Here is a 19,015-nt window from a genome sequence, read left to right as displayed (position 1 = left end):
TTTTTGTTATGTCGCAAGCTGCTTTACCCGCTGCAACCGGCAGATATGATAGCCCGATGCTGACTTTTGCCGCTGCTGTCTTCTTTCTGATCATAACGCCGGGCCCGGGTGTCCTGTCCACTGCGGGTGTCGGAGCTGCATTCGGTGCCGCTGCGGGGACGCGCTATGTTCTGGGGCTCTTTATCGGTACCAACCTGGTATGCCTCGCGATTGTGAGCGGTCTTACGGCCGTTCTGTTCGCCGACGAACGCCTGCGTGTTGTCCTGTTCTTTGCGTCTCTTGCCTATCTGGCATGGATTGCACTCAGCATCGCATTCGCAGGCAGTCGCCTTGCATTTATCGAACGCACCCGCCCTCCCGGCATTACCGGCGGCATTATGCTTCAGGCCATCAATCCGAAAGCCTACGCAGTAAACACGACTTTGTTCACCGGCTTCGGCTTCCTGCCATCGGATATTGCAACAGAAATTGCGCTGAAGTTTCTGATCGTCAATGCGATCTGGATACCCATCCACTTCGCCTGGCTGTGGATGGGTATCTCGCTTCAGCGTATGAACCTGCCAGACCGTGTCCAGCGTCGGATCAACATTGCCATGGCGGTATCGATGATGCTGGTTGTTCTGCTCGCCGCGACTGCCAGCGCCTGAAACATTGGACATCGCCCGGACCGGTTTATACACCTGAGGCAGACGCGATGGCTTTGGAGTTCAGATGCCCGTTATCCTCCAGATCACCCTCGGCAGTATTGTACTGCTGGCCTGTGCGATGATCCACATTCTGATTATCGCCCGCATGATCACCCACCTGCGTGGCCATGACCATTTCGCAGCGCACAAATCCGGACGGCATCAGCTGATTTCGATCTGCGGGCTTTTTCTGGTCACTCTGATTTCGCATACGATCCAGCTTTATGTCTGTGCCTTCATTCTGTGGCTGGTTGGTGCACTGCAGGGCTATGAAGAGCCGATATACTTCGCTCTCGTAACCTATACGACACTCGGCTACGGCGACGTTGTACTCAGCCCGGACTTCCGCATTCTGGGTGCGATGATTTCTGTGACCGGTATTGTGATGTTCGGGATGACCACCGCCTTTCTCGTGGGCCTGTTTGGCAGGATACTGGGCGAAAGTGACTGATAGCGCGGGGCAGAGGCGCACAGGAATGTGACTTGCCGTTTCGCCTGCCACATCGGAGCTTTGCGGCAGCGGAGAATTTTCAATGCGGTTTTTCCTTATCCTCCTTTTCTGTACGGCACTCCCGCTGATTCTGGCCGGCAAGGCGCAAGCCTGTGGCGAAGACACCCGCTGCATGATCGGCGACCGCCACTATTACATTGCGATGCCCGCCGGTCATGACGGCCGGTCCAGAATTCCTGCGCTGATCTTTGCACATGGCCTGCAGGGCACAGCCGAAGGCACGATGCAGAACCCGCGGCTGCGCAGGATAGCCGATGATCTTGGCGTTGCCTTTATTGCGGTAAAGTCAGCCGGGGTCTCATGGTCGCAGGAAAACGCGCCACGCACGGCACGTGGCGACGGAGTGAAAGCCCTCGCGTATTTCGATGCCGTCCGCAAAGACGCGATCAGACGCTTTGCGATTGATCCGGACCGAATTGTCGTCAGTGGAGCCTCTACCGGCGGGATGATGACCTGGGGTCTCGCATGTCACCGGAGCGGCGATTACGCGGGCTTCATTCCGATGTCCGGCACGTTCTGGGCGCCGGTTCCCCGGACCTGTTCAAGGCCCGTTGCCAGCATCATTCACTTCCACGGCGACAAGGACCAGACCGTGCCGCTGGAGGGGCGTGCGGTCGCCGGTACGCGTCAGGGCAGCGTGCCTGATGCACTGGAGATGTACCGGCAGTTCGGGCGGTTCAAGGCTGCGAAAACAGTCGCCAGCGCAGACCTGCGCTGTCAGAACAGGCGCAATAACGGCGGAGATATTCTCGGTTTCTGCCTCTATGACGGGCGGCATTCTTTCCGGTCCGAAAACATACGGATTGCCTGGGAAATGCTGCGGGCCGCTGGCCGCCTCTGAGCCTTAAATTACAGGGACCAGCAACAGTCACAGCGGCCTTTCCAAATCACCCCATCTCGTGTATGCCCCGGCAATCTGAAAGCCGGCGCCCGGACCTCAGCGCCGCCAAAAGAAGATACCGGGGTCAGGGGGAATTCGCCCTCTATGAAATGGCCAAAGGGCCGAAACAGGAAACGTAGATGTTTAACGAAACGAAAAAGTCGATGCAGTGGGGCGAAGAGACGCTCACGCTGGAAACAGGAAAAGTGGCCCGTCAGGCGGACGGGTCGGTGATTGCAACGCTGGGTGAAACCAGTGTCATGGCAAACGTCACCTTTGCCAAAAAACAAAAACCCGGTCAGGATTTCTTTCCGCTGACCGTCCACTATCAGGAAAAATACTATGCCGCGGGTAAAGTGCCCGGCGGTTTCTTCAAGCGCGAGGCGCGCCCGACCGAAAAAGAAACGCTGACCGCGCGTCTCATTGACCGTCCGATCCGCCCGCTGTTCGTCCCCGGCTTCAAAAACGAAGTGCTGGTTATGTGTACCGTTCTGTCGCACGACCTGGTCAACGACCCCGATATGGTTGCGATGATCGCAGCCTCTGCGGCGCTCACCATTTCCGGTGCTCCTTTCATGGGCCCGATTGCCGGTGCCCGCGTTGGTTTTGAGGATGGCGAATACATCCTGAACCCGACCGTGGACGACATGCAGGACCTGCGCCTGAACCCGGACCAGCGTCTGGACCTGGTTGTTGCCGGCACCAAAGACGCCGTGATGATGGTCGAATCCGAAGCCTACGAGCTGACCGAAGAGGAAATGCTGGGCGCGGTGAAATTCGCGCATGAGCAGATCCAGCCGGTGATCGACCTGATCATTTCGCTGGCCGAGGATGCCGCGAAAGAGCCGTTCGACTTCCAGCCAGCGGACTACTCCGAGCTTTCCGCTGCCGTGAAAGCCGCCGGTGAGACCGAGATGCGCGCCGCTTTCGCCATCACGGACAAGCAGGAACGCACCAGTGCCGTTTCCGCAGCCCGTGAGACCATCATGGCCGCACTGTCAGACGAGCAGAAAGAAGACTCAAATCTGGGCTCTGCGATGAAAGGTCTTGAGGCCTCCATCCTGCGCGGCGACGTTGTGAAAACCGGCAAGCGTATCGATGGCCGCAAAACGGACGAGATCCGCGATATTGTCTGTGAGACCGGCATGCTGCCGCGGACACACGGTTCGGCACTCTTTACCCGTGGTGAAACACAGGGCCTCGTGGTCACGACGCTGGGCACCGGTGACGATGAACAGTTCATTGACGCGCTGCACGGCAACTTCAAATCCAACTTTCTGCTGCACTATAACTTCCCGCCCTATTCGGTCGGCGAAGCCGGTCGTGTGGGCCCTCCCGGACGTCGTGAAATCGGTCACGGCAAGCTGGCATGGCGCGCACTCCAGGCCGTTCTGCCCGCAGCAACGGATTTCCCCTACACCATCCGCGTGGTCTCCGAGATCACCGAATCCAACGGCTCTTCGTCGATGGCATCGGTCTGCGGTGGGTCGCTGTCCATGATGGACGCAGGTGTCCCGCTCAAGAATGCGGTGGCTGGTGTCGCCATGGGTCTGATCCTCGAAGACGACGGCTCCTATGCGATCCTGTCGGACATTCTGGGTGACGAAGACCACCTGGGCGATATGGACTTCAAAGTGGCTGGTACCGAAAACGGCATCACGTCGCTGCAGATGGACATCAAAGTCGCGGGCATCACGCCCGAGATCATGGAGAAAGCCCTGGCACAGGCGAAAGACGGCCGGATGCACATCCTTGGTGAGATGAACAAATCGATCACCGGTGCGGCAGACTTCTCTGTGCACGCGCCACGTATCGAGACAATGCAGATCCCGACGGACAAAATCCGCGAAGTCATCGGCTCCGGCGGCAAGGTTATCCGCGAGATCGTCGAGGTGTCCGGCGCCAAGGTCGACATCAACGACGAGGGCACGATCAAAATCGCGTCCCCGAACGGCGACTCGATCCAGAAGGCCTATGACATGATCCACGCCATCGTGGCCGAGCCCGAAGAAGGCGCGATCTACACCGGTACGGTTGTGAAAATCGTCGACTTTGGTGCCTTCGTGAACTTCTTTGGCAAGCGCGACGGCCTGGTGCACGTCTCCCAGATCGAAAACCGCCGCCTGAACCATCCGTCGGATGTTCTGAAAGAAGGTCAGGAAGTGAAAGTCAAACTTCTGGGCTTTGACGACCGCGGCAAGGTGCGCCTGTCGATGAAAGTCGTCGATCAGGAGACCGGCGAGGAAGTCAAAAAAGAACAGGCACCCGCAGAAGAGTAAGTCTCAGAAGCAACTGCTGATTCGGGCCCCGGGAGTGTTTCCGGGGCCCTTTTTCGTGTCCGGGCTGAATTTTCGCCACCTGCCGCTGGGTAACCCGATTAACCGTCGCCACGTCACAGGCCGAAAAACCGATCAGAAGGCTAGGGTGTCGCAATATCTTTGGGAGGAGAGTAACAATGATCAGAACGCTGGCCGTCACCTTCAGTATCGGTGTCGCATCTGTCGCCGCAGCTGACCCTGGCGCAGAACCATTCACCAGCTATTACGCTTTTGGCGACAGTCTGAGCGACGATGGCAAGCTGGGCACCCTGACGCCGCCAAGCCTCGGTGGCCGGTTTTCAACCGGACGCGTCTGGACCGAGCTGCTGGCAGATCGCTTTGCGGCCGCTGGTCGTGAAACGCAGAACTTTGCGCTGGGTGGTTCAACAGCAGGGCCGGTAAACACGACGGATTACCGCGCCAGGCTTCCGGAAGATCCAGGCCCGGAGCAACTGGCAGCTGTCGCTCAGCTGGAGGCCATTTCCACATTTGGCGGTCAGGTCGCTGTATCCCAGGCTGTTGTACGGGATCCCGGTGAGAACCCGCTTGTTTCGGTCCTCTTTGGTGCCAACGATCTGTTTCAGCAACTGCCGGCACTTGTCGGGGGTGTTTTTGGCACGTCCGAGCCTTCCAACCTGCTTCCGAACCTGCAGCAAACCGTAACAGAGCTGGCGGAAAGGACAGCAGCGGCAATTGCAGACAACATTACCGCGCTGAATGCCGGCAACAGCAGCTTTGATGATTTTCTGGTCGTAAACCTCGCAGATTTCAGCCAGACGCCCGCTTTTGGCCCATGGGGTATTGCCGCGGCTGAGGCACAGCTGAACGCGCTTCTCGCGCAGGTAACCGATCCTGATAACATTCCTCAGGAGCTTGCGGACCAGATCGCTCTTGCAGAATTTCAGCGGCTGTATCTGACATTTGATCCAACACCCGGTGTGGACGGCGCGGACAGCTTTGCTCAGCTGGCCACGCTCGAATTCAATAGTGCGCTGGAGAATGAACTGGCGTCACTCAGCGGTGATATACACACAACGCTGTTCCGTCAGGATCTCTTCTTCGAAGAACTCCTCGCTTCCGCAGCGGCGGATGGCATCAATATATTCGAGCCCTGTACCCCGTCATTCACCACCAACACAGGGATCAGCTGTGCTTTTGTCCGGAATGATGCAGGCCAGATCATCGGAATCGATCCGTCCGCGGCCGATGGCTTTTTCTTTGGCGACAGCGTGCACCCGACCGGTTTCGTACAGCGCGCATTTGCCGGGAGTGTGATCGAAACACTTGTGGATCAGTTACCGCCCGTACCTGTCCCGGCGGGTTTCCCGCTGCTTGCTGCAGGACTGGGCGCGCTGGGTCTCATTGCGAGACGCAAAAAACGCCAGGCCTGAAAATCAAAGCCCCGGGAAACACCCGGGGCTTTTCTTTATTGTTTGCAGGATCGGGCCCTGTCAGCCCGGCGCTTTTGTTTTGCGCAGATAGGGCAGTACCGTCTCAAACTCTCCGAATTTTGCCGCGGCATCTTCGTTTGAAACGGTTGGCGGGATGATCACATCTTCACCCGGAACCCAGTTGGCCGGTGTTGCAACACCGTTGCCCACAGACATCTGTAAGCCATCCAGCGCGCGCAGCACCTCTGCAAAGTTACGCCCTACCGTCATCGGATAGGTCATCGACAGTTTCAGCTGTTTGTCCGGCCCGATGATAAAGACCGAGCGCACGGTGGCACTGTCGGCCGGTGTGCGGCCATCGGGCAGGTAGGCTTCGGCCGGCAGCATGTCAAAGGCCTTGGAGACTTCAAGGCCCGTGTCCGCGATAATCGGGAAACCCGCTGTGGTACCGGCGACCATTTCGATGTCGCCCTTCCACTTTTTGTGATCCTCTACGCCGTCGACTGAAACGCCAATCACCTTGGTGCCGCGTTTTTCCCACTCATCCGCCAGCTGCGCCACTGCGCCGAATTCGGTCGTGCAGACGGGCGTAAAGTCCTTGGGGTGGGAAAACAGAATGGCCCAGCTGTCGCCGATCCAGTCATGAAAACTGATCGTGCCGTGGTCTGTTTCGGCGGAAAAGTCGGGAACAGTGTCGTTGATGCGCAAGCCCATAATGCACTCCTGAGCGATCTTGGTTGAGATTCGGATGAACCTTAACGATTAACATCCTCGCTGACATCCCCTCTCTTGTCCCCTGTCACGGCTGGTGACACATTGCACGCGACGGCACGACAGGCCCACAGATACATACGGAGACACCACATGCTCGACCACCGCAATTTCTATATCAACGGGCAGTGGGTCAAACCTGCTGCTGCCAACGACTTTCCGGTCATCGACCCATCGACCGAAGAGCAGTGCTCTGTCATCTCTCTGGGAGATCAGGCAGACACGGACGCAGCAGTTGCAGCTGCCCGCGCCGCCTTTGACAGCTGGTCCCAGACACCACGCGAAGAACGTGTGGCGCTGATTGAAAAACTGCTCGAAGTGTACAAAGCGCGCGCAGACGAAATGGCAGAGGCGATTTCTCTGGAAATGGGTGCCCCGGCAGAGCTGAGCAGAGCGCAACAGGTCGGTGCCGGAACCTGGCACATGAACGGCTTTCTGAAGGCTTTCGAAGGCTTTTCCTTTGAGCGCGACTTTACAGCGACCGAAAAGACACTGCTGGAGCCAATCGGCGTCTGCGCGCTTATCACGCCGTGGAACTGGCCAATGAACCAGATCATTCTCAAGGTCATTCCGGCGATTGCCACAGGCTGTACCGTAATTCTCAAACCGTCTGAAGTTGCACCGCTTTCCGGCCTGCTGTTTGCAGATTTCATGCACGAAGCGGGGTTCCCGGCCGGCGTCTTTAACATGGTCAACGGAGACGGAGCGGGCGTGGGCAGCCAGCTGTCCGCCCATCCCGGCGTCGACATGGTCAGTTTTACGGGTTCAACGCGTGCCGGTATCGCAATCTCCAAGGCAGCGGCAGACACGCTCAAGCGCGTCAGCCTGGAACTTGGGGGCAAAGGTGCCAACATTATCTTCGAGGACGCGCACCCCAAGGCAGCAAAGGCGGGTGCGATCCGCTGTTTCCGCAACTCGGGCCAGTCGTGCAACGCACCGACGCGGATGCTCGTACACCGTTCGCGCTATGACGAGGCCGTGGAAATGGCAGCGGAAACCGCGAATGCCACTCATGTTGGCCCTGCGTCAGAAGAGGGCAAACATATGGGCCCTGTCGTTTCTGAGCTGCAGTTCAACAAGATCCAGAAGCTGATCGAAGTGGGCATGGGCGAAGCGCGCCTCGTTGCCGGCGGTACGGGCCGTCCGGATGGCCTGAACCGTGGCTACTACGTGAAACCCACCGTCTTTGCGGATGTCACCAACGACATGACCATCGCACGCGAGGAAATCTTTGGACCGGTCCTGTCGATCATCCCCTTCGATACCGAAGAAGAAGCCATCGCGATCACCAATGACACGCCTTACGGTCTGACCAATTATATCCAGACCGAAGATGACGACAAACGCCGCCGGGTGGCCCGCCGTCTGCGCTCTGGCATGGTGGAAACCAACGGCCAGGGGTTTGCCATGGGCTCCCCGTTTGGCGGGTACAAGCAGTCAGGCAATGGCCGCGAGGGCGGCGTTTTCGGTCTCGAGGAATTCCTCGAAATCAAAGCTGTCTCCGGATGGGCGGCTGAATAACCCGCACGGAAAACCACTGCCACCCGGGCGAAACCGGGTGGCAGATCATGATCACCGAAAGATCACGCAGGCACAGGATCGTGCAATGCGTCGCGCATCTGCATAAAGTGATTGTCCCAGCCTTTATCCAGCGCCAGCACCAGATCAAAGGCCTCTGCCACTTCGGGCAGTCCGCTGTGCTCAAGACAGAGCTCTGTGCCGCCGGGCACCTCTTTCAGCGTCCATTTCACCAGGCTTGATGCCTCCCCCATCGGTTTGACGGTAAAGGTATATTCCAGATACTCGGGAGCCCGTGCCTCGATCACATCGCCCCAGATCAGAAGGTCGCCGCTGGTGGTGCCATACATTTTCAGATCCTTCCCGGTTGCGAGCGTCTCGCGCGGCGCGTGAAACCATTCAGCCAGCCGGTCAGGTTCTGTCAGAAACGCCCAGACCTTCTGCCGTGGCGCTTTGAGGAAAATCGTTTTGTTCAGAGTACGTCCCGTCATTCTGTGTCCTTTTCAATTGCATCTTTGAGTGCGGCAAGGCGGGTGTCCCAGAAGCCTTCGAAAAAGGCGAACCAGTCACAGACCGGTGCGATACCTTCGGGATTGAGGCTGCTGATCCGCTCGCGGCCACGGGTCACGGTTGTGATCAACCCGCCATCAGACAGCACCGTCAGGTGCTTTTTGACCGCCGCCCGCGTCATATCGAAATTTTCTGCCACCTCTCCGATCGACAGATCACGGCCGCGCAGCATGACAAGGATGTCGCGGCGCGTCGGGTCGGCCAGAGCGCGGAAGGCAGATTGGGGTGTGTGCATATCAGATCCTTATAATACCATATGGTATCACTTTTATAAAACCACATGGTATCATGTCAAGCCTGTCCTCAATGCCGCAAAGAAATGCAGAACGTCAGGGTCATCCCTGCACGGGACACGCGCCGGAAAACGGGTCTGGGTTTTACCAAGCCTTAAATCGTCATGCGAAACCCGGGATCACGTAACGCTACTAAAATTCATATATTTCAAAATATTACGTGATGTTTGTTGCTGCGGACATTTCGTCAGACGCTATCGCAGGCCCGTTCGTCAGAACGGCGCTTTGGCCCGCACCTTAACCGACCGGCCACCCTGCGGATGTTTAAACCGCAACTCTTCGCTGTGCAGCATCAGGCGGGGAAAGTCCCGCGCGGGGCCCGTGGCATAAAAGGGATCGCCCAGAATCGGATGCCCCAGAGACAGCATATGAACACGCAGCTGGTGGCTGCGCCCTGTGCGCGGCTGCAGGCGCATGCGCGACGTCTGACCGTCCGTTTTCAGCATGCGCCAGTCGGTTTGCGCAGGCTTGCCATTCTCGTGATCCACCATCTGGCGTGGACGGTTCGGCCAGTCCACGATCAACGGCAGGTCGACCGTTCCCGTTTTTTCAGGCGGTACACCCCAGACCCGCGCGACATAGGTTTTTTGTGTCATACGCTTTTCAAACTGCAGACCCAGGTGCCGCTGGGCGTGCGGGGTCAGGGCAAAGATCATCACGCCCGATGTGTCCCGGTCCAGCCGGTGCACCAGCAACGCGTCCGGAAACGCGGCCTGTATCCGGCTCAGCAGACAGTCGGCCAGATGCGGCCCCTTGCCCGGCACAGACAACAGCCCTGCCGGTTTATCGACCAGCAGGACCTCTGCATCCTCGTGCAGAATGACCAGGGGTTCCCGGGGCGGGCAGTAAGCATTATCCATGCGCTCACGTGGCAGATGCCCGCCCGGGTTTCAAGCCGGACGCTGCAGTGATCAGGCCTTCACACGCTCGGATTTTGGGTCATACATGGGCCGCAGCGAGGCCTCGGCCTCTACGCGGACGCCCGCAACGTCGATGTGATACTCTGACGCCAGCACCTCGGCAGCAGTTTCCCCCGCACAGGGCACATAGCCCAGGCCCATTGCTGCGCCCAGGCTGTGGCCATAAGCGCCTGACGACAGATAGCCCACGATCTCGCCGTCCCGGATCACCGGTTCGTTGTGATAGAGCAGCGGCTCGGATTCCGTCAGCCTGAACTGCAACAGACGGTTCTTCAGCCCTTCTTCCTTCTTGCGCAACACCGCGTCGCGCCCGATGAAATCCGGTTTGTCCGTCTTGACGGCAAAGCCCAGGCCCGCCTCCAGCACGTGATCCTCGCAGGTGATGTCGTGGCCAAAGTGGCGGAAGCCTTTTTCAATGCGTGCGCTGTCCATCATATGCATGCCGCACAGCTTCAGATCCATCTCCTGACCCGCCGCATGCAGCACCTCGAACGCATGTGCTGCCATGTCCGAACTGACATAAACCTCCCAGCCCAGCTCGCCCACATAGGTCACCCGGTGTACCCGGGCCATCCCCATGCCCAGCTCGATCTCCTGCGCGGTGCCAAAGGGGTTCACATCGTTGGTAAAATCGTTGGGCGACACCGACTGCAACAGTTTCCGCGCGTTCGGCCCCATGATCGCCAGCACGCCCTCGCCCGCGGTGACATCCGTTATGACAACATTGAAATCGCCCACATGGCGCATCATCCACGTCTGATCTGCCAGACGCGTCGCCGCCGGGGTCACAACCAGATAGGCGGTTTCCGACAGACGCGTCACAGTGACATCCGCCTCGATCCCGCCAGTGTTGTTCAGAAACTGGGTGTAGACAATCTTGCCCACCGGCACGTCATACTGACCACCGCCGATATAGTTCATAAAGGCGGTCGCATCGCGCCCCTCGACCCGGATTTTGCCGAACGACGACATGTCGTACATGCCCACATTGGTGCGGATCGCGTTAACCTCTTCGGCCACGTTGTCAAAAAAGTTCTGGCGCTTCCATGAATACGCATAGGCCGCGTCCTGGCCCGGTTTCGCAAACCAGTTGGCCCGCTCCCAGCCTGCCAGTTCCCCCATGACCCCGCCATGATCAAGCAGGTGCTGATGGAACGGCGTGCGCCGCACGCCCCGCGCCGTCTCTTTCTGGCGGAACGGGAAGTGATCGGCATAAAGAAGGCCCAGCGTCTCTTTTGAGCGCTCAAAGAGATAGGTTTTGTTGCCCTGGAATGGCTGCATGCGGCTGATGTCCACATCGCCGAGATCAAAGGGTTTGTCACCGTCCTCCATCCATTGTGCGAGCGCCATACCGGCACCCCCCGCAGACTGGATACCGATGGAGTTAAAGCCCGCAGCGACCCAGAAATTATCCATCTCCGGTGCCAGACCCAGATGATAGGCATCATCGGGGGTGAAACTCTCGGGACCGTTGAAAAACGTATGGATGCCCGCTTCCGCCAGCATGGGCAGGCGCTCGACAGCGGCCTCCAGGATGGGCTCGAAATGGTCGAAATCCTCGGGCAGCTGGTCGAATTCGAAATCCGCCGGAATACCGTTCATCGCCCAGGGTTTTGCATTGGGCTCAAACGCGCCCAGCAGCATCTTGCCCGCGTCTTCCTTGTAGTAGGCGCATTCGTCCGGCACCCGCAGCACCGGCAATTGGGTCAGCCCGGCAATCGCCTCGGTCACAATGTAGAAGTGCTCGCAGGCATGCAGCGGCACATTCACACCGGCCATGCGGCCAACCTCGTGGCCCCACATCCCTCCACAGTTCACCACCATATCCGCTTCGGTGAAACCGCGCTCATCGCCCTGCTCCCAGTCAACACCAGTGACTTTGCGACCCTCCTTACGGATGCCCGTAACGCGCGTGCGCTCGATCACCTGCGCACCGCGCTGACGGGCCCCCTTGGCCAGTGCCAGGGCGATGTTCGCCGGATCGCCCTGCCCGTCCTTGTCCAGATAGACCGCACCGGTCACACCATTGATGTTCAGATGCTCATAGCGTTCCTTGACCTCAGTGGGCGAAATCTCCTCGACCTCAACACCAAAGGCACGGGCCATCGCGGCCTGGCGGTAAATCTCTTCGCGGCGTTCCCCGGTCAGCGCCACGGTGATCGACCCACAGCGTTTAAAGCCTGTCGCGACACCGGTTTCGGCCTCGAGGCTGCCATAGAGCTCCTGACTGTATTTCGCCAGTTTCGTCATGTTGGCGGTCGCACGCAGTTGCGCGATCAGGCCCGCAGCATGCCATGTTGTACCGGATGTCAACTGCTTGCGCTCCAGCAGCACCACGTCTTTCCATCCCAGTTTCGTCAGGTGATAGGCGACCGAACAGCCGATGACGCCACCACCGATGATGACGACGCGCGCGTGAGAGGGAGGCAAAGCCATGTGCGTTTTCCTTTAAACGATTGTGTGTCCGGCGGCCCGCAGCCGCCGTGCGATTTCTGCGATGTGTCCGGGGCTGACCTCACAGCAACCACCGACAATCGTGGCACCCTTGCCAACCCATTCCATGACGTAGCCGGCATAGGCGCGTGGCCCCATATCCCGCCGCATACGCAAAGCATCGACTGTGGGTTTTGATTTCAGAAAGCCTTCTGTGATCTGCTCGAAAGCATTGGCATAGCCGCCAAACGGCTTCCCAAAATCCCTGACGATATCAAGGCCGAGGGTCACAGCTTCAGGCGCGGAACAGTTTATCAGTACCGCATCCGCTTCCGCCGCCACAGCGCGCGCTTCTGCGACAGGTTCGCCGGAGCGCAGACGTGTGCCATCCGTGTCAGATACAGTCAGCGACAGCCATACCGGCAGGTCGCTGGTCCGCGCAGCTGCCAGAGCGTCGCGGGCATGCGCAACACTGGAAACTGTTTCGAGCAGCAGCAGGTCGCATGTGCCGGTGAGTTGTTGCACAACCTCGGTAAACAGCGGTACCGCAACATCGGCAGTGGGATGCAGATCGGGCCGGTAGCTGGCACGTAACGGACCAACCGACCCCGCAATAAGGCCGGAACCGTGTTGCGCCCGGGCCGCGGTGGCTTCCGAGAGCGCGGCCGCATGGAGTTCTGAAAACCGACTCTCCATTCCCGTGCCTTCCAGCCTGTCGCGGTGAATGGCATAGGTATTGGTCGTCGCAATGGTTGCACCGGCGTCGAAAAAATCCGCATGCACCCGTCCGACCAGCCCGGGATGATCGACCATGACCTGCGTGGACCACAGCGGCGTCGGGCGGTCACCGGCGCGGTGCACCAGTTCCTGCCCCATGCCTCCATCGAGAAGGGTGACGTCCATCAGGCACGGATCCTTTCGTTGGCCGGATCCCAGAGCGGCTGATCTTCCTGAACGACCGCCGTGCAGCGCGTACCAAAGATTTCAACCTCGACCTCGGTGCCAGCCACCGTCAGGTCTTTGCGCAGCATGCCAAGGGCGATGGATTTGTTCACCCGGTAACCCCAGTCGCCCGAGGTGGTCTCGCCCACGACCTCACCATTGTGATAGATCGGGGCCATATAGGGCGCGTCCTGGTCACCCGCATTCACAACCAGCGTCACGAACTGCTTTTTCACGCCCTGCTGCTTTTCATTCAGCAGCGCCTGTTTGCCGGGGAAGTCCTGCGGTTTGTCGAACCGGATGAACCGCTCCATACCGCCTTCCAGCAGCGAATAATCCGTCGACAGATCACCCTTCCAGGCGCGATAGCCCTTTTCGATGCGCATGGAATTCAGCGCGAACATCCCAAAGGGCACAGCCCCGCCGCCACGCACAGCGTCATAAAGGGCGGGGATGGCGTCGTTGGTTGCATGGATTTCCCAGCCCAGCTCGCCGGCAAAGGAGACCCGTGCCAGCATACAGTCGAGACCGGCAACCTTTGCGGGCTGAATGGACAGCCAGCTGGCACTCAGGTCTGCCTCTGTGCCCATGCTTTCAAACAGCGCGCGCACTTTGGGGCCAGTGACGATCAGGGTGCTGTATTCGGTCGTGTGATCGGTGAGGCTCAGCCCTTCGGGCAGATCTTTGCTCAGAACCTCGAAATCATGCCACTGCGCCGGGGCGGCGGTGATCAGCGTGAATTCATCCTCGCCGTGACGCATGACAGACATCTCGGTCAGGATGCGCCCGCGGCTGTCCGGGAAATAGGCGAGGTTCATGCGGCCCGCTTTAGGCAACGCACCTGCGATCATACCGCGCAGGTATTCTGCAGCTCCCTCGCCGGACAGGCGGAACCGGGAAAAGCCGGGCAGGTCCAGCACGCCAACACCATCGCGCACGGCCTCGACCTCTTCTTTGACACGCTGTGTCCAGGGGCCCTGGCGCCCCCATGTGTGCGTTGCCTCCTCGGAGGTGTCATCGCCCGGTACGGCGAACCAGTTGGCGCGCTCCCAGCCGTTATAGGCGCCCATCTGACCGCCCTGCTCGCGGATTTTCGCGTCCACCGGCGACAGTTTCTTGTCACGGCCTGCAGGCCATTCGTGATGCGGGAAATGCATCGCATATTCGTGGCCATAGGTTTCCAGCGCCTTGGACAGGCAATAGTCGTGATCGGTGTAATCGGTATAGCGACGCGGATCGACGGCCCACATATCCAGCTCGGTCTCGCCGTGCATGATCCATTCCGAAAGCACCTTGCCCGCGCCGCCGCCCTGGGCGATGCCAAAGGTAAAGGAATGCCCCTCAAACGCGTTTTTCACACCCGGCATCGGGCCGATCATCGGCAGACCATCGGGCGCATAAGGAATAGGACCGTTGATATTGCGCCCGACACCGGAAGTGCCGAGCAACGGCAACCGCTCCATCGCATCCTCGATGTAGAATTCCAGCCGCTCCAGATCGTCCGGATACAGCTGAAAGGAGAAATCCTCGGGCATCGGATCATCCGGTGTGACCCAGTGGGCCTTGCAGTTCCGCTCATAGGGGCCAAGGTTCAGGCCGGTTTTCTCCTGGCGCAGATAGTAGGAAATATCCACGTCGCGGATCATCGCAACCTTTTTGCCGTTCTCCTTTGTCCAGGCTTCCAGCTCGGCGATCGGCTCGGTCAGGAAGTACTGGTGCGACATCACAACCATCGGCACGGTACGTCCGCCAAAGGGTTTGAACATCTCGCCCACGCGCTGCGCATAGTAGCCCGCACAGTTCACGACCTTTTCGCAGCGGATGTCGCCTTTTTCAGTTTTTACGATCCATTCATCGCCATCACGGTCGATGCCTGTGACGGGGCAGAACCGCTCAATCCGCCCACCGGCATCGCGCGCACCCTTGGCCAGGGCCTGGGTCAGCTGCGCGGGGTCAATATCGCCATCGAGCGGATCCCACATGCCACCCGCCAGATCGTGCGTCGACATAAAGGGGTTGTACTGCAGCAGTTCCTCGGGTGTGCAGATGTCCATCTGCAGCCCCTGTGCATGGCCCATGGCAGCCACTTTCTCAAACTCCTGCATCCGCTCTTTTGAATGCGCCAGACGCACAGCACCGGTAACGTGGTAGTTCATCGGATAGTCCACGTCTTCGCCCAGCGTACGGTACATCGAAGCCGAGTAGCGCTGCATGTTCATAACGGCCCAGGACCCGGCAAAGTTTGGCACGTTGCCCGCCGCATGCCATGTGGATCCGGCGGTCAGTTCGTTCTTTTCGACCAGCACACAGTCTTTCCAGCCCGCTTTGGCGAGGTGATAGAGTGTCGAGGTGCCGACGACCCCACCGCCAATAATGACGACCCGCGCCGTTGTTGGAAAATCAGCCATGTTCAGTTCTCCCTTTGCGGCTCGTCGGCCGAGATTGTGTAGTAGTCGCCTTTTTCAGCGGTATGGATATGGCCGCGCAGGCGCAGCCCCGTCGGCCCGTCAATCGAGCCGGTTGAAAAACAGATGAACGGATCATCCTCATGATCCCAGAAAAGCGCCGAGCCACAGGCAGGGCAAAAGCCACGCCGCGCCTTTTCAGATGACTGAAACCAGCGCACCGGCCCGGCGATCTCCAGGTTGCCGTCTTTGACATATGACGATGCCCAGACGTGACCTGACTGTTTCCGACATTGTCCGCAGTGGCAGGCCGCCGGTGCACCGGGGTCTCCGTGGGCCGTGTATGTGACAGCACCGCAAAGGCAGCTTCCTCTGACCATCATGTCCTCCCCGGGGTCGAAGAGGCGCCCAGAAGCACGCCATAGATTACAAAACAGGTCGCAAGCGCACGCCGCACCCAGACATTGAACACAGCCCCCAGCGCCGCACGCCCGAGGCCGGCACCGAGTGCGGTGAACCCTGTGTAGCTGAGCGCGGTCAGGGTCAGCGCTGTCGGGACAATAACAATCATCTGCTGCATCACCGGCACATCCGGCTGCACAAACTGTGAAAAGGCGGCCAGATATCCGGCGACGCTTTTGGGGTTTATCGTCGCGACAGCCAGCGCCCGCATGTAGACAGACCGGGCGGGCTGCGGCGCAAGCCTTACGGGCTTTGTCGCATGCATCCACCCGCGTACGCCCATCCAGATCAGAAATGCGGCCCCGAGCAGTTTTGCCACGAAAAACCCTGTCGGTGAGGCCGCAATCAGTGCCGTGATGCCGAAAGCGGACAGAGTCAGAAACAGACCGGCCTGGGTCAGGATAGCCAGGACACCGACGAGTGACTTCCGAAACCCCAGCGTCATTCCGTTGTTGATACAGTTAACGGCGTTGGGTCCCGGCGTCGTAACAAAGACAATCCAGAACAGGGCGAAGATGGTCCAGGCCTCAAAACTCATGGTCAGTACACCGGTGGGGCGATCACCCAGATCGCCTCTGCGGGTTCGGTATAAGGGTTCGACCAGCGAAAGGGTTCTCCGCGGATGCGAAAGCTGTCTCCCGGACAGACTGTGTGTGTCTGCCCGGCGATCCACAGGTCCAGCCTGCCGGAGATCATATAGCCAACTTCCTGCGTCGGCCGTGTGACAGTTTCCGTGATCCCGCTGGCTGGCTGAAAGGTCGAGTGAACCATCTCAAAATCATCTGTGAGGTCGGGGGACAGGAGTTCCTCGACCAGCCCTGCAACAGAAGATCCGATGGGCCGCCGCGCATTGCGGCGGACGATATGTCCGGCCTCATGTGCTGGCGCAGCCGAGTGTCGGAACAGCATCGACACTGAAACTCCGAGCACGGCAGCAATAAGCCGCAGGTCTGATATCGACGGCTCGGATTTGTCGCGTTCCACCTGGCTGAGCCAGCCAACGGATCGGCCAAGCGCCCCTGCCAGGTCAACAATCGTCATGCCGCGCGACTTGCGCAGGGCTCTCAGATCGGCGCCCAATGTATCTGGTTGAGTTGGCAGGCTGTGACGCATCGGTGATTCATGAAATTCTGTCGGATTTTTTCACCATGTCGGAACAAAATGAAAAAAGCCAGAAATTTTTCACGACCTGATCCGGAAAACTCCGGCCTACAGGCGGCGGAATACACTGTCCAGCAGAGCTTCAATCGCCGCTGCGTCCTCATGGGAAAAAGCGTCGGGCAGATCACTATCGATGTCAAATACTGCGATGATATCGCCAGAGCCGTTGCGCACCGGTATCACAAGTTCCGAACGGGTCGACGACGCGCAGGCTATATGATCCGGAAAGGCATCGACATCCGCGACCAGCTGCGTCTCACCACTGCGCGCTGCTGCACCGCATACGCCCCGCGAAAACGGGATCACAAGGCACCCGTGCCCGCCCTGATACGGGCCGATCTTCAGCAGCTCCGGTTCGGTGACCCGATAAAAGCCTGTCCAGTCAAAGCGACTGTCCGAATGATGCACCTCGCAGACAACTGTCGCCATCAGCGCGATCTCATCCGTCTCCCCTTCGGTCAGTGCGGCGACAGATCGTGCAAGCTCTTTATAGTCCGCGCGACCCGGAATTTTCCTGTCAGAAACAGACGTGGTCATACCCGTTCAATCGCAATTGCGGTGCCCTCGCCCCCCCCGATGCAGATTGCTGCGATTCCACGGTTCAGGTTCCGTTTCTCAAGCGCATTCAGCAGCGTGACGATGATCCGCGCACCCGACGCGCCGATCGGATGCCCCAGCGCGCAGGCACCGCCGTTCACATTAACGATGTCATGGCTCAGGCCCATTTCCCGCATAAAGGCAAGCGGCACCACAGCAAAGGCCTCGTTTACTTCCCACAGGTCAACGCTGTCCGCAGACCATCCGATCCGGTCCATCAGGCGCTTTGCAGCGGGCACCGGCGCTGTGGTAAACAGTCCCGGATGCTGTGCGTGGCTTGCATGGCCGATGATGCGGGCGCGAACGTTCAGGCCCTGATCCCTGGCCGCTGTGCCGGAAGCTACGATCAGCGCCGCGGCCCCGTCCGAGATAGAAGATGAATTCGCCGCTGTCACGCTGCCACCCTCACGGAAAGCAGGTTTCAGGTGCGGAATCTTCCCGGGCTTCGCCGTGCCTGGCTGCTCATCTGCAGAAATGGTGATGGTACCTTTGCGAGATTTCACGTCGACGGGTGTGATTTCGCCATCAAACGCGCCTGATTCCGCAGCCTTAAGCGCCCGAGACAGCGAAGACAGCGCGTATTCATCCTGAATTTCGCGGGTGAACTGAAAAGTTTCGGCGCAGTCTTCGGCAAATGTGCCCATCAGCCTGCCTTTGTCATAGGCATCTTCAAGGCCGTCCAGGAACATATGATCAACAACCTGCGTGTGCCCGAGGCGCGCGCCGCCCCGCATTTTGGGCAGCACATAAGGCGCATTCGTCATGCTTTCCATGCCACCCGCAGCGATCACGTCACTCTGTCCCAGTGCAATCTGGTCAAAGGCTGTCATGGTCGCCTTCATGCCCGATCCGCACATCTTGTTCAGGGTTGTCGCCGGAACCTCTTCCCCCAGTCCGGCCAGAAAACCAGCCTGACGCGCGGGCGCCTGGCCCTGGCCTGCGGGCAGGACGCAGCCCATCAGAATTTCCTGAACGGTCGTGGTACCCGCATCCTTCAGAGCTGCTGCGACAGCCGCGCCGCCGAGGTCTGCGGCCGTCAGATCGGACAGCACACCCTGAAACCCGCCCATCGGAGTCCGTGCCGCCCCGGCAATCACCACTTCGCGCATCCCTGAACCTCCTCGCGGCCTAAAGGGTTTCGTAAGACTTCACGACTA

18 protein-coding genes are annotated in these 19,015 nt (G+C 59.2%); 6 read left to right on the top strand and 12 right to left on the bottom strand.

Going from position 1 to position 19,015, the window contains the following annotated elements; translation table 11 throughout:
- The first annotated feature begins 56 nt into the window (after window positions 1-56).
- The 5 genes from Q0792_RS13625 (at window position 57) to Q0792_RS13605 (ending at window position 5,786) form a co-directional block, all read left to right on the top strand.
- A complete protein-coding gene (locus tag Q0792_RS13625) occupies window positions 57-647 on the top strand; it encodes a LysE family transporter (protein WP_298841498.1) in 591 nt (196 codons plus the stop codon).
- A gap of 64 nt (window positions 648-711) precedes the next feature.
- On the top strand, window positions 712-1,137 hold the full coding sequence (locus Q0792_RS13620) for an ion channel (RefSeq protein ID WP_298841497.1): 426 nt from the start codon (window positions 712-714) through the stop codon (window positions 1,135-1,137).
- An 82-nt stretch (window positions 1,138-1,219) separates the two neighbouring features.
- Window positions 1,220-2,038 (top strand): polyhydroxybutyrate depolymerase, encoded by an 819-nt coding sequence (locus Q0792_RS13615; RefSeq protein WP_298841494.1) that lies wholly within the window; start codon window positions 1,220-1,222, stop codon window positions 2,036-2,038.
- A gap of 179 nt (window positions 2,039-2,217) precedes the next feature.
- Entirely contained in the window at window positions 2,218-4,356 is a 2,139-nt protein-coding gene (gene pnp, locus Q0792_RS13610) for a polyribonucleotide nucleotidyltransferase (RefSeq protein WP_298841492.1), read from the top strand.
- Between the two features lie 176 nt (window positions 4,357-4,532).
- Entirely contained in the window at window positions 4,533-5,786 is a 1,254-nt protein-coding gene (locus tag Q0792_RS13605; protein ID WP_298841489.1) for an SGNH/GDSL hydrolase family protein, read from the top strand.
- A 60-nt stretch (window positions 5,787-5,846) separates the two neighbouring features.
- On the opposite strand, the gene Q0792_RS13600 is transcribed toward Q0792_RS13605, so the two are convergent.
- Window positions 5,847-6,500, bottom strand: coding sequence for a peroxiredoxin (locus tag Q0792_RS13600; RefSeq protein WP_298841486.1), 654 nt, complete (start codon window positions 6,498-6,500; stop codon window positions 5,847-5,849).
- A 150-nt stretch (window positions 6,501-6,650) separates the two neighbouring features.
- On the opposite strand from Q0792_RS13600, the gene Q0792_RS13595 reads away from it, so the two are divergent.
- The gene (locus Q0792_RS13595) at window positions 6,651-8,078 is read left to right on the top strand and encodes an aldehyde dehydrogenase family protein (protein WP_298841484.1); all 1,428 of its coding nucleotides are present in this window, start codon (window positions 6,651-6,653) and stop codon (window positions 8,076-8,078) included.
- 62 nt (window positions 8,079-8,140) lie between these two features.
- On the opposite strand, the gene Q0792_RS13590 is transcribed toward Q0792_RS13595, so the two are convergent.
- The 11 genes from Q0792_RS13590 to Q0792_RS13540 form a co-directional block, all read right to left on the bottom strand.
- Window positions 8,141-8,566 carry an SRPBCC domain-containing protein gene (locus Q0792_RS13590; protein ID WP_298841482.1) on the bottom strand — a complete coding sequence of 142 codons (426 nt, stop codon included), beginning with the start codon at window positions 8,564-8,566 and terminating at the stop codon, window positions 8,141-8,143.
- Window positions 8,563-8,880, bottom strand: coding sequence for a metalloregulator ArsR/SmtB family transcription factor (locus Q0792_RS13585; protein WP_298841480.1), 318 nt, complete (start codon window positions 8,878-8,880; stop codon window positions 8,563-8,565). The genes Q0792_RS13590 and Q0792_RS13585 overlap by 4 nt, the downstream gene beginning before the upstream one ends.
- 270 nt (window positions 8,881-9,150) lie before the next feature.
- A complete protein-coding gene (locus Q0792_RS13580; RefSeq protein WP_298841478.1) occupies window positions 9,151-9,798 on the bottom strand; it encodes an RluA family pseudouridine synthase in 648 nt (215 codons plus the stop codon).
- A 51-nt stretch (window positions 9,799-9,849) separates the two neighbouring features.
- A complete protein-coding gene (locus Q0792_RS13575; protein WP_298841475.1) occupies window positions 9,850-12,294 on the bottom strand; it encodes an FAD-dependent oxidoreductase in 2,445 nt (814 codons plus the stop codon).
- Between the two features lie 12 nt (window positions 12,295-12,306).
- The gene (locus tag Q0792_RS13570) at window positions 12,307-13,197 is read right to left on the bottom strand and encodes a homocysteine S-methyltransferase family protein (RefSeq protein WP_298841891.1); all 891 of its coding nucleotides are present in this window, start codon (window positions 13,195-13,197) and stop codon (window positions 12,307-12,309) included.
- Window positions 13,194-15,641 carry an FAD-dependent oxidoreductase gene (locus Q0792_RS13565; RefSeq protein WP_298841473.1) on the bottom strand — a complete coding sequence of 816 codons (2,448 nt, stop codon included), beginning with the start codon at window positions 15,639-15,641 and terminating at the stop codon, window positions 13,194-13,196. Before Q0792_RS13565 ends, Q0792_RS13570 begins: the two co-directional genes overlap by 4 nt.
- Window positions 15,642-15,643: 2 nt before the next feature.
- Complete coding sequence (locus Q0792_RS13560) at window positions 15,644-16,018, bottom strand: GFA family protein (RefSeq protein ID WP_298841470.1); 375 nt, start codon at window positions 16,016-16,018, stop codon at window positions 15,644-15,646.
- Window positions 16,018-16,638, bottom strand: a complete 621-nt coding sequence (locus Q0792_RS13555) for a LysE family transporter (protein ID WP_298841467.1) — start codon at window positions 16,636-16,638, stop codon at window positions 16,018-16,020. The genes Q0792_RS13560 and Q0792_RS13555 overlap by 1 nt, the downstream gene beginning before the upstream one ends.
- Window positions 16,639-16,640: 2 nt before the next feature.
- Window positions 16,641-17,213, bottom strand: coding sequence for a helix-turn-helix domain-containing protein (locus tag Q0792_RS13550; RefSeq protein WP_298841464.1), 573 nt, complete (start codon window positions 17,211-17,213; stop codon window positions 16,641-16,643).
- 96 nt (window positions 17,214-17,309) lie between these two features.
- On the bottom strand, window positions 17,310-17,798 hold the full coding sequence (locus Q0792_RS13545; RefSeq protein WP_298841461.1) for a GAF domain-containing protein: 489 nt from the start codon (window positions 17,796-17,798) through the stop codon (window positions 17,310-17,312).
- Complete coding sequence (locus Q0792_RS13540; protein ID WP_298841458.1) at window positions 17,795-18,967, bottom strand: acetyl-CoA C-acyltransferase; 1,173 nt, start codon at window positions 18,965-18,967, stop codon at window positions 17,795-17,797. Before Q0792_RS13540 ends, Q0792_RS13545 begins: the two co-directional genes overlap by 4 nt.
- Window positions 18,968-19,015 lie beyond the last annotated feature (48 nt).

This window comes from uncultured Roseobacter sp., assembly GCF_947495025.1.
Taxonomy (GTDB): domain Bacteria; phylum Pseudomonadota; class Alphaproteobacteria; order Rhodobacterales; family Rhodobacteraceae; genus Roseobacter.
This window is presented reverse-complemented; position numbering and strand designations above follow the sequence as displayed.

Excerpts from the sequence above, each read along its gene's own strand:
- Q0792_RS13625 (WP_298841498.1), top strand. The coding sequence starts at position 57 with ATGCTGACTTTTGCCGCTGCTGTCTTCTTTCTGATCATAACGCCGGGC.
- Q0792_RS13620 (WP_298841497.1), top strand. The coding sequence starts at position 712 with ATGCCCGTTATCCTCCAGATCACCCTCGGCAGTATTGTACTGCTGGCC.
- Q0792_RS13615 (WP_298841494.1), top strand. The coding sequence starts at position 1,220 with ATGCGGTTTTTCCTTATCCTCCTTTTCTGTACGGCACTCCCGCTGATT.
- pnp (WP_298841492.1), top strand. The coding sequence starts at position 2,218 with ATGTTTAACGAAACGAAAAAGTCGATGCAGTGGGGCGAAGAGACGCTC.
- Q0792_RS13605 (WP_298841489.1), top strand. The coding sequence starts at position 4,533 with ATGATCAGAACGCTGGCCGTCACCTTCAGTATCGGTGTCGCATCTGTC.
- Q0792_RS13600 (WP_298841486.1), bottom strand. The coding sequence starts at position 6,500 with ATGGGCTTGCGCATCAACGACACTGTTCCCGACTTTTCCGCCGAAACA.
- Q0792_RS13595 (WP_298841484.1), top strand. The coding sequence starts at position 6,651 with ATGCTCGACCACCGCAATTTCTATATCAACGGGCAGTGGGTCAAACCT.
- Q0792_RS13590 (WP_298841482.1), bottom strand. The coding sequence starts at position 8,566 with ATGACGGGACGTACTCTGAACAAAACGATTTTCCTCAAAGCGCCACGG.
- Q0792_RS13585 (WP_298841480.1), bottom strand. The coding sequence starts at position 8,880 with ATGCACACACCCCAATCTGCCTTCCGCGCTCTGGCCGACCCGACGCGC.
- Q0792_RS13580 (WP_298841478.1), bottom strand. The coding sequence starts at position 9,798 with ATGGATAATGCTTACTGCCCGCCCCGGGAACCCCTGGTCATTCTGCAC.
- Q0792_RS13575 (WP_298841475.1), bottom strand. The coding sequence starts at position 12,294 with ATGGCTTTGCCTCCCTCTCACGCGCGCGTCGTCATCATCGGTGGTGGC.
- Q0792_RS13565 (WP_298841473.1), bottom strand. The coding sequence starts at position 15,641 with ATGGCTGATTTTCCAACAACGGCGCGGGTCGTCATTATTGGCGGTGGG.
- Q0792_RS13560 (WP_298841470.1), bottom strand. The coding sequence starts at position 16,018 with ATGGTCAGAGGAAGCTGCCTTTGCGGTGCTGTCACATACACGGCCCAC.
- Q0792_RS13555 (WP_298841467.1), bottom strand. The coding sequence starts at position 16,638 with ATGAGTTTTGAGGCCTGGACCATCTTCGCCCTGTTCTGGATTGTCTTT.
- Q0792_RS13550 (WP_298841464.1), bottom strand. The coding sequence starts at position 17,213 with ATGCGTCACAGCCTGCCAACTCAACCAGATACATTGGGCGCCGATCTG.
- Q0792_RS13545 (WP_298841461.1), bottom strand. The coding sequence starts at position 17,798 with ATGACCACGTCTGTTTCTGACAGGAAAATTCCGGGTCGCGCGGACTAT.
- Q0792_RS13540 (WP_298841458.1), bottom strand. The coding sequence starts at position 18,967 with ATGCGCGAAGTGGTGATTGCCGGGGCGGCACGGACTCCGATGGGCGGG.